The sequence below is a fragment of the Virgibacillus sp. W0181 genome (assembly GCF_051846915.1).
Classification (GTDB): Bacteria; Bacillota; Bacilli; order Bacillales; family Amphibacillaceae; genus JBPYCR01.
Genome location: NZ_JBPYCR010000068.1, coordinates 1 through 1,753, shown reverse-complemented (window position 1 = coordinate 1,753; position 1,753 = coordinate 1). Strand labels below are relative to the sequence as shown.

The window sequence follows — 1,753 nt, the reverse complement described above, 5'->3', positions numbered from 1 at the left end:
CGTGTCTCAGTCCCAGTGTGGCCGATCACCCTCTCAGGTCGGCTACGCATCGTTGCCTTGGTAGGCTGTTATCCTACCAACTAGCTAATGCGCCGCAGGCCCATCTGCAAGTGACAGCTAATGCCGCCTTTTACCGAGCAATCAGGAGATTACTCGGATCATCCGGTATTAGCTCGCGTTTCCGCGAGTTATCCCGGTCTTGCAGGCAGGTTGCCTACGTGTTACTCACCCATCCGCCGCTCGTTCCACAGGCTTCCTCCCGAAGGATTCCGCCTGCTTCCCGCGCTTGACTTGCATGTATTAGGCACGCCGCCAGCGTTCGTCCTGAGCCAAGATCAAACTCTCCATAAAAGTTTGTGCGATGATTAACACCGGTTAATCACCTTTATATCTTAGCTTGTTTCATTTATAGTCAGCTTCCTTAATAGAAAGATCTGACTTGTAGAGGAAAAACACGGAGGTGTTTTTCACTCTGACATACGAGTTGTTTTGTTCAGTTTTCAAGGAGCAAATAACAATATTATATGGTGGAGCCTAGCGGGATCGAACCGCTGACCTCCTGCGTGCAAGGCAGGCGCTCTCCCAGCTGAGCTAAGGCCCCAAATTGAAACTTTATTAAAATGGTCGGGAAGACAGGATTTGAACCTGCGACCCCATGGTCCCAAACCATGTGCTCTACCAAGCTGAGCTACTTCCCGTTAAATACGCGCCCGAGAGGAGTCGAACCCCTAACCTCTTGATCCGTAGTCAAGCGCTCTATCCAATTGAGCTACGGGCGCTAATGGTGCCGAGGGCCGGAATCGAACCGGCACGGTAGTACACCTACCGCAGGATTTTAAGTCCTGTGCGTCTGCCATTTCCGCCACCCCGGCATTCCGGCATTGTTCAATATTATTCTGGAGCGGAAGACGGGATTCGAACCCGCGACCCCCACCTTGGCAAGGTGGTGTTCTACCACTGAACTACTTCCGCAGTTGAAACGCATATTCATCTTTTTTAGTTTGTCACATTATGCTTATGCAATGGCTCTTTACAGATAAATGTTTATTGATTAAATGGTGCGGGTGAAGGGAGTTGAACCCCCACGTCCGAAGACACTAGATCCTAAGTCTAGCGCGTCTGCCGATTCCGCCACACCCGCACAACATGGTGAGCCATACAGGAATCGAACCTGTGACCCTCTGATTAAAAGTCAGATGCTCTACCGACTGAGCTAATGGCTCTTTAAAACAAAACTTGGGTTATAACTTACTCCCAATTAAACTTCCCAATACAGCAAATATTATTTATAATACATAGCTCTATCAGTTTGGTCAATTAGTACAATCTTTCACTTTAATGGTGCCGGCCAGAGGACTTGAACCCCCAACCTACTGATTACAAGTCAGTTGCTCTACCAGTTGAGCTAGGCCGGCATTAACAGTTGTATTTTGAATGTTCTTTAATTGTCAATTTACATGTAACAATACAGTCAATGGTGGAGGATGCAGGGCTCGAACCTGCGACCCCTTGCTTGTAAGGCAAGTGCTCTCCCAGCTGAGCTAATCCTCCAAGTAAAAAAGTCAAAATTTTATAGCTAGTACATTTATTATGACTAATTTTAATGAAAAACGATAAAACATATTCGCCTGGCGGCGTCCTACTCTTGCAGAGGCAAAGCCTCAACTACCATCGGCGCTGGAGAGCTTAACTGCTGTGTTCGGTATGGGAACAGGTGTGACCTCTCCGCTATAACTGCCAGACCGTTACGGAT

9 tRNA genes and 2 rRNA genes are annotated in these 1,753 nt (G+C 47.9%); all 11 read right to left on the bottom strand.

Going from position 1 to position 1,753, the window contains the following annotated elements:
* Positions 1 to 351 (bottom strand): 16S ribosomal RNA (locus ACLIBG_RS15540); the annotation flags it as partial.
* A 174-nt stretch (positions 352 to 525) separates the two neighbouring features.
* A tRNA-Ala gene (locus ACLIBG_RS15535) sits at positions 526 to 601 on the bottom strand.
* 20 nt (positions 602 to 621) lie between these two features.
* Positions 622 to 698 (bottom strand) — tRNA-Pro (locus ACLIBG_RS15530).
* Positions 699 to 705: 7 nt separating this feature from the next.
* A tRNA-Arg gene (locus ACLIBG_RS15525) sits at positions 706 to 779 on the bottom strand.
* 3 nt (positions 780 to 782) lie between these two features.
* Positions 783 to 872, bottom strand: a tRNA-Leu gene (locus ACLIBG_RS15520).
* Positions 873 to 897: 25 nt separating this feature from the next.
* Positions 898 to 972, bottom strand: a tRNA-Gly gene (locus tag ACLIBG_RS15515).
* A gap of 84 nt (positions 973 to 1,056) precedes the next feature.
* Positions 1,057 to 1,141 (bottom strand) — tRNA-Leu (locus ACLIBG_RS15510).
* A 6-nt stretch (positions 1,142 to 1,147) separates the two neighbouring features.
* A tRNA-Lys gene (locus ACLIBG_RS15505) sits at positions 1,148 to 1,223 on the bottom strand.
* Between the two features lie 116 nt (positions 1,224 to 1,339).
* A tRNA-Thr gene (locus ACLIBG_RS15500) sits at positions 1,340 to 1,415 on the bottom strand.
* A 60-nt stretch (positions 1,416 to 1,475) separates the two neighbouring features.
* A tRNA-Val gene (locus tag ACLIBG_RS15495) sits at positions 1,476 to 1,551 on the bottom strand.
* 75 nt (positions 1,552 to 1,626) lie between these two features.
* Positions 1,627 to 1,742 (bottom strand): 5S ribosomal RNA (gene rrf, locus ACLIBG_RS15490).
* Between the last annotated feature and the right edge of the window lie 11 nt (positions 1,743 to 1,753).